Annotated in this window: 7 protein-coding genes; 1 reads left to right on the forward strand and 6 read right to left on the reverse strand. The window is 39.4% G+C overall.

All coding sequences use genetic code 11. The annotated features are described in order from the left end of the window. Positions 1-26 precede the first annotated feature (26 nt). Genes mnmG through mnmE form a run of 3 tightly spaced genes read right to left on the reverse strand, consistent with a single transcriptional unit; the run spans position 27 to position 3817 of the window. Positions 27-1931, reverse strand: a complete 1905-nt coding sequence (gene mnmG / locus CYJ57_RS04035) for a tRNA uridine-5-carboxymethylaminomethyl(34) synthesis enzyme MnmG (RefSeq protein ID WP_101954171.1) — start codon at positions 1929-1931, stop codon at positions 27-29. Next, positions 1918-2427 (reverse strand): NUDIX hydrolase, encoded by a 510-nt coding sequence (locus tag CYJ57_RS04040; protein WP_101954172.1) that lies wholly within the window; start codon positions 2425-2427, stop codon positions 1918-1920. Before CYJ57_RS04040 ends, mnmG begins: the two co-directional genes overlap by 14 nt. 10 nt (positions 2428-2437) lie before the next feature. Beyond that, the gene (gene mnmE, locus CYJ57_RS04045; protein WP_101954173.1) at positions 2438-3817 is read right to left on the reverse strand and encodes a tRNA uridine-5-carboxymethylaminomethyl(34) synthesis GTPase MnmE; all 1380 of its coding nucleotides are present in this window, start codon (positions 3815-3817) and stop codon (positions 2438-2440) included. Between the two features lie 255 nt (positions 3818-4072). On the opposite strand from mnmE, the gene CYJ57_RS04050 reads away from it, so the two are divergent. Continuing rightward, positions 4073-5146, forward strand: coding sequence for a serine hydrolase (locus CYJ57_RS04050; RefSeq protein WP_101954174.1), 1074 nt, complete (start codon positions 4073-4075; stop codon positions 5144-5146). Between the two features lie 36 nt (positions 5147-5182). On the opposite strand, the gene CYJ57_RS04055 is transcribed toward CYJ57_RS04050, so the two are convergent. The 3 genes from CYJ57_RS04055 to CYJ57_RS04065 form a co-directional block, all read right to left on the reverse strand. Beyond that, positions 5183-6133: a pseudouridine-5'-phosphate glycosidase gene (locus CYJ57_RS04055; RefSeq protein WP_006701526.1), complete on the reverse strand. Its 951-nt coding sequence runs from the start codon at positions 6131-6133 to the stop codon at positions 5183-5185. A 3-nt stretch (positions 6134-6136) separates the two neighbouring features. Next, positions 6137-7258, reverse strand: coding sequence for a carbohydrate kinase (locus tag CYJ57_RS04060; RefSeq protein WP_101954175.1), 1122 nt, complete (start codon positions 7256-7258; stop codon positions 6137-6139). Positions 7259-7451: 193 nt separating this feature from the next. After that, the gene (locus CYJ57_RS04065; protein WP_101954176.1) at positions 7452-7799 is read right to left on the reverse strand and encodes a hypothetical protein; all 348 of its coding nucleotides are present in this window, start codon (positions 7797-7799) and stop codon (positions 7452-7454) included. Positions 7800-8005: the final 206 nt, after the last annotated feature.

An 8005-nucleotide genomic window follows, 5' to 3' on the forward strand; every position in this document is an offset into this window, starting at 1 on the left:
TCTCTCCTTCAGTACTAACCCTTCTCTTACACCTCTTCGCGTCTTTGAATCCGTCCTTGCTGTAAGTATATCGATAATACGGCGATATCCGCTGGGTTAACTCCACTCACACGACTCGCTTGCCCTAGCGTCTCAGGACCAATCATCTTCAAACGTTCGCGAGCCTCGGTCGCTAAATTATCGACGGCATCCCAATCAATATCGTGGGGAATCCACTTTTCTTCCATCCCAATCATTTTATCAACTTTTCGATTGGCTTTATCAATATAACCATCATACTTAATTTGAATCTCAACTTGTTCTGCTACCACCCGTGGTAATTCTCCATCTTTAGGTGGAATAATCTCCATCATATCAAGATATTTAATTTCTGGACGACGCAATAAGTCACTTGCCAAAATTCCATCTTTCAAAGGTGTCGATCCGACTCGCTCAAACCACTCTGATAAACCTGGTGTATTAGGCGTCAAGCGAATTTGACTTAGACGATTAATTTCCGATTCAACTTGTGCTTGCTTCATTTGGTAAGCTCGGTAGCGTGCTTCATTAATTAATCCAAGTTGATAGCCGTACTCCGTCAATCGAATATCTGCATTATCATGGCGCAATAATAGACGGTATTCAGCGCGTGAAGTTAGTAATCGATACGGTTCAATCGTTCCTTTTGTCACCAAGTCATCGATCATCACTCCGATATAGGCTTCATTACGTTTCAGTATAAAGGGCTCTTCACCACGAATTTTACGAACGGCATTAATTCCGGCAATAATTCCTTGACCTGCTGCCTCTTCGTAACCACTCGTTCCATTCATTTGACCCGCCGTAAATAAATTCGGTAAAGACTTCACTTCGAGTGATAAGGTCAATTGATGCGGAACAACCACATCGTATTCAATCGCATACCCCGGACGCATTATTTCAGCTCGCTCGAGTCCTTGGACGGTTCGCATCATTTCTAACTGCACATCTTCTGGCAAGGAGGTAGACAATCCTTGGACATACATCTCTTGATTATCTAACCCTTCCGGCTCGATAAAAATTTGATGTCGCGGTTTATCACTAAAGCGAACCACCTTATCTTCAATCGATGGGCAGTATCTTGCGCCAACACCTTCAACCATTCCACTAAACATCGGTGAGCGATGCAAGTTAGCTTGAATAATTTCATGTGTTTGTGCATTCGTATGGGTTAACCAACACGGCACACTGTTAGGATTAAAATCTTCATCAGATGTTTCAAATGAAAAATGGTTTGGCTGTGTATCACCGGGTTGAATTTCAGTTTGATCATAATCCACCGAATCTTTATGAATTCGCATTGGCGTCCCGGTCTTAAATCGTACCAATTCCAAACCTAATTCGAGTAAGTGCTCTGATAATTTAACAGAAGGTAAGGTGTTGTTAGGTCCTGATGCATATTTCAAATCACCAATAATAATTTGACCCCGCGATGAAGTTCCTGCAGTTAAGACCACTGCTTGACTTTCATAAATAGCACCGGTATTCGTTATAACACCCTGTATCTCGCCGTCCACTAGATGGAGCTGGTCTACCATGCCTTGCTTTAAAGTTAAGTTGGGTTCGTTTTCGATAACCGATCTCATCGAATGGGCATAAGCTTCTTTATCTGCTTGCGCACGTAACGCTTGAACTGCCGGCCCTTTACTTGTATTCAATAAGCGCATTTGAATATAAGTTCGGTCAATATTACGACCCATCTCACCACCTAAGGCATCGACTTCACGCACCACCACTCCTTTAGCGGGGCCCCCAATAGAAGGGTTACATGGCATAAAGGCTATCATTTCAATATTCATCGTCAGAAGTAAGGTGTTAGCGCCCATACGAGCTGCGGCTAACGCTGCTTCGCATCCCGCATGACCTCCACCCACAACAATCACTTCATAAGTTCCTGCTTTAAACGTATTCACTCTCTGATTTTCCTTCCTTTAAGGGATAAAATGTTACGTCATTTGCCACTAATTGTCCTGTTACGTCATATTCAAAATATGCTGAGAAGAAAGGGGCTTCCTCTAATACCCAACGTAAGAAAATATAATCACCTTCCCACGTTGGCAAATCCATCACCTGATTATAATCCACCCACTTCAATGTGCCTTCAGGGCAGTCATCGATTAATTCACCGCGAAATTCCCGGACACGATACACGAAGCTATACCAATCTTCCCCATCATGTCTAAAATCCGGAAACGTAATGACACCGCATAATTCTAGGTTTAAAGCTTCTAAACCTGTCTCTTCTCGAATTTCACGAATCGCACATTGCTCGGGAGTTTCGCCAGCTTCGAATTTCCCGCCGACACTCACCCATTTATCTTGATGGATATCCCCCACTTGCTTATTCCGATGCAACATTAAGAGTTGTTCTCCATTATCGATATAACAAATTGTGGCTAGTTTTACCATTAATATCCCCCTACTTGCCTAAGCAAAATTGACTAAACAGTTTATTTAATAATTCATCTTGAACATTTTCCCCAATAATTTCACCGAGTAAATCCCACGCATGCGTATAATCAATTTGAATTAAATCAACTGGAATCCCCATCTCCGTTGAAGCCACCACTTCATCGAGCGCAGCACTCGCTTGTCGCAATAACTCGGTATGGCGCGTGTTCAGTAAATAATTGACATCGCGCGATTTTAAATCGCCTTGGAAGAAGTATTCTTCAATTCGTTCTTCAAGTTGGTCAATTCCTGCTTCGGTTAAAAGCGAAGTGGTAATGATCTCATCGGATGCTGCATAATCTAATATGTCTTCGACTGTAACTTGTGGGGTTAAGTCTTGTTTATTCAGTAAAATGACTCGAGGATAATCTTTCGTCAAGGCTAATAGTTCGCGGTCCATCTCATTGAGCGCTTCGGAAGCATTCAACATTAAAATAATAAAATCTGCCTGTTCCATCACTGCGCGACTCTTTTCGACCCCAATTTGTTCGACAACTTCCTCTGTCTCGCGAATTCCTGCAGTATCAATTAAGTGAAGCGGCACTCCGCGAATATTGACGTATTCTTCAATGGTATCTCGCGTCGTACCTTCAATATCAGTCACAATCGCTTTATCATAACCTGTCAGACGATTCATTAAGCTCGACTTACCGACGTTAGGCCGACCGATAATTGCCGTTTGAATCCCTTCGCGGAAAATGCGTCCTTGTTGCGACTGTTGCAATATTTGCTCGATTTGTTGCTTGACACTTAATGCGGTCTGGTTCATTTCCTGAAGTGATAACTCTTCGACGTCATCATACTCTGGATAATCAATCGTCACTTCTACTTGAGCCAAAGTTTGTAACATTTCGTGACGTAACTGCTGAATTTTTCGTCTTAAACTCCCATTCAATTGGCTTATTGAGGCATCCATTGCTTTGCTCGTTCGGGACTGGATTAAATCCATTACCGCTTCCGCTTGAGATAAGTCAATACGTCCATTTAAGAAGGCGCGTTGGGTAAACTCTCCTGGCTGTGCGATGCGCGCCCCGTTAGCTAAGACCATCTCTAACACGCGTTGAATGGCAACCACCCCTCCGTGACAGTTGATTTCGACACTGTCTTCCGTAGTATAGGATCTCGGTGCACGCATCACGGATACCATCACCTCATCAATCACTTGTTCGGTCTTAGGATTGATAATATGACCGTAATGAATGGTATGACTCGATACTTCGATTAAATTCGTCCCTTTAAAGATGCGGTTCGCAATTTCGACCGACTCACTACCGCTTAATCGAACAATTCCAATGGCACTTTCGCCTAAAGCCGTCGCAATCGCTGCAATGGTATCATTTTGATACATTTAAGTTCCTCCTTACTTTGTCATTCAATATTATCTCATTCAACAAAAAAATGCCGACACTCCTCCTATACCCATCCAACCTTTAGAAGAAACGCTAGCACTTTGACTGCTATCTATCAAATTAATCTGAATTATATCGAATTCATCGCTAAAAATCAATTAAAGCGAGGTAATAAAACTTGCATTCGTAAGAATAAACTCTATAATTACTGATGTATATTGCGACAATTTACCAGAAGGGAATGACAACTACTCTTGAATCCAAAAAATAAGAAAAATTTAATCGGCTTAGGCGTCGCTTTTATATTCGCCTTACTACTCTATATTATTTATATCAATCGAAATAATCAGCCAGGTAATCATCCGACTGCCGTCATTACGGAAACCGTTGAAATTACAACGACTGAGTCGATTGACACAAGTGACTCAAATCAACAACGTCAATCTGTTGAAACGTCCGAGGAATCCACGACGGTTTCATCCGATTCCGTTGCCGTTCGATTCGATCCAAACATTTATCGTACGGATCTCATCCAAGAATACGGTAAAGACCAATTTGATGTTTCGGAATATGACACGGTTGATGAGTTAATCGAACAGTTAGTGACGGATTACCAAGTTGATTTCAACCAAGTCGGTATTTCGTTCTATAACTTAAAAGATGATCATTATTACGGGTACAATGATAATAACTTTATTGTCGCTGCCAGTACGGCGAAAATTCCAGTCGTTATGGCCTTTATTGATTTAATCAATCAAGGACAGTACGATTACGAGACAGAACTGCTCTATAATGATTACTTTAACTATGAAGGGGGTGGCAATATTGCTAACTCACCTGCTCAAGCAAGCTATTCAATTGCTGATCTGATGGCAGAAGCCATCCGTCATTCCGATAATACGGCCTGGTATACTTTAGTCTTTAACTATCCGAATAACTTCGGTGGTGTTGCAAATTATATTTTACAAAAAACGGGTAATTACAATATTCCTGAGTATTTCTATATGGATAATTATGGTTCTGCTTATCTCTATTTCCAATTACTGTATATTGTTGCCACACAGCCAGAGTATGACTATTTAGTTCAATTAATGCGCGAGACAGATCCGCCACAACTCTTTACGTCATTTATTCATACCGATGTCTTAGCGAATAAGTACGGACGGGTAGATGGTGAAATCAACGATGTTGCAATCTACTATGAAAATGATCAGCCACAATATATATTGACCGCTTTTACAACCAACGTACCTGGTGCAGATCACTTACTAGAAGATTTATCACTCTATGTCAATTTGTGGTATCGTGATCACTATATTTTAAATTAAAAGAGGAAGGTCCGAGCGACCTTCCTTTATTGATTTCTATACAAAACTAATATTTTTCATAGCTTCTTGTGCATTTTTAATTTGATGATATTCAGCAGCAATCTCTGCACCTAAACGGGCATTATTGTATACCAATTCGATATTCGCTGCTAAACTACGTCCTTCGGTTAACTCAACAATTTTAGCTAGCAAGAATGGCGTTGAATCTTTACCTTTTACGCCAGCTTCACGTTCTTCTGCTAAAGCTTGAGCAATAATCCCATCAATTTCTGATTGAGGAATTTCGTGTTCTTTTGGAATTGGGTTGGCTACTAAATGAGCTCCTTTTAATTCCATCATATCTGCTGCAACCATTCGTTGCGCTACTTCTAAAGCTGAATCCACACGCGAATTTAATTTATAATCTGAAGTGCTTGAGAAGAATGCTGGTAGATAGTCTGTCTGATAGCCCATCACTGGAACACCTTGTGTTTCAAGATATTCTAACGTACGAGGCAAGTCTAAAATCGCTTTAGCCCCAGCACAAACGACTGTGACAGGTGTTTGGCCTAATTCAACCAGATCTGCTGAAACATCCATATGCTCTTCATAACCACGGTGTACGCCACCAATTCCTCCGGTCACAAAGACCTTAATACCTGCCATATGGGCAATAATCATCGTTGTTGCGACGGTTGTCGCTCCGAGTCCTTTGCTTGCGATGACTTCTGATAAATCACGACGTGATACCTTCGAAACATTCTCTGCTGTCGCGAGTAATTCTAAATCTTCAGCTTCAAGTCCTACTTTTAACTCGCCATTCATGATCGCAATAGTTGCTGGAACTGCACCATGATCACGAATAATTTGTTCTACAGTACGCGCCATTTCGACGTTTTGTGGATATGGCATACCGTGAGAAATAATCGTAGATTCTAAAGCTACAATCGGCTTACGATCATTGATTGCTTGTTCAACTTCTTGGCTAAATTTAATTAATGAGTTCATTGATTAGTTTCCTTTCTTTGTTTCAAATAATAATTCACGTTCTTCTTTTAATTGGGTAGCTGATAGATCCGACCGTACGGTCTGATGCGTTGCTACTGTATGGTAAGCATTGGTCATTCCAAGCTCAATCGATTCTTGAGCTGATAGGCCGTGAATACATCCATAGATAATACCGGCTGCATTGGAATCTCCTGCACCTGTAACATCTACGACATTCGGTTGAAGTGGAGGTTGAATAGCTAAATATTCTTCCTGTTGATTCGTATACACTGTCGGTCGCTTGCCACTTGTTATAACAACATGTTGAACACCACAATCTAGCCACCTGTGAGCTAATTGCTCTGTTGATTCTTGTCCCGCTTCGAGATTGAAATATACTTCAGATTCATCTTGGTTAACAATTAACCAATCCAAACCGTCTAAACGTTGCGGTAAGTGACTCATTTTGGGACCACTTACTGGGACAATAATTAATTTCGCGCCAGATTGCTTCGACAGATTCAATAGTTCTTCAATAACTTCCTTTTGTACATTTAAATCAACAATAATATAACTAGCATTTGAGAGGATTGATAAATATTCGTTAATCCATTCTCGATTCATTTGATCAGCAATCGACATATCCGCTAAGGCATAACGCATCTCGCCTTCTGTATCTAAAATCGCTGAATAAGCACTCGTTGACTGGTCACTATAAAGCTTCACTTTATTTAAGTTAATATAAGGCTCACTTTGCTGTTTAATAAATTGATAATCTTGATCATTTCCTGCGACGGACAAAAGGGTAATATCCATACCTAAGCGACCTAAATTTTCAGCCACATTTCGTCCAACACCACCAACACTGACACTTGAAGTAACCGGGTTACTTGTTTGTGGCAACATCGGTTCTAGCAAACGATAATTTCGATCAATATTCATTCCACCGATACAATACACATTCATCGCATCTTTCACCACATAGGCACGACCTTGAATTCGACCTTTGCGCGTTAGCGACTGGATAATCGTCGCAACAGTTGAACGGTTTAAATTCAATGTCTCTCCAATTTCTGCTTGGGTTAAATATGGATCTTGTCGCACCAACTCTAAGACACGCTGCTCATTGATATTCAGTTGTTCCAAACGGCACCTCCTCTAACAAAAATCTTTATAGGGACATTTGTCTTTATTATCATAAACTGTTTTACGTTTTTTTGCAATCATTTTAGAAAAAATATCTGGACTGCTATAAATTATAAATAAATATAAAAAAATCATGTATGAATTTAAACATACATGATACATAAATACTATAGATAATTAACTAATCTAAAATCTAATTGTTTTCATATTCTAAACGTTTTTGTTTTTCGAATAATCTAACTTCTAATAAAATTGCCTCTTTTATTGCATTCTTCATTTTGATATCAGGTTCAATTAGTAACCAAATAAATTCACTCGACAAACTCCCTATTCTAGCAAATCGATACAATTCAGAATCCATAACCATTTTTATATTATAATTTTTCGACTCAAGCTGATACTGATTGACCTCACCACATTTTCTGAAACGTTCTTTAATAATTTGTGCATATTCAGGATCTAACAATCCTGTTTCAGTAACATAGTTTAATCCAACCATACACTCACCAAACTTATAAGAGCTCCAATATTCTAAAACCAATTCATAATTCACCCTTTAAATTTAATTCAAAAATGATATTTACTCATAGATGTTAATAAAACATTATAAAATTCAAGGTAATTATAACACATAGTAATTATAATATAAAAAATTTAATTGGTAGTGTCAAAAAAATTGTGTAAACTCGATTGTAAAATTGTATTTTATATGTCTTAGTTCATTGGATAATTTTAGTACAGTATTTA

The organism is Falseniella ignava, assembly GCF_002847645.1.
GTDB classification, from domain to species: Bacteria; Bacillota; Bacilli; order Lactobacillales; family Aerococcaceae; genus Falseniella; species Falseniella ignava.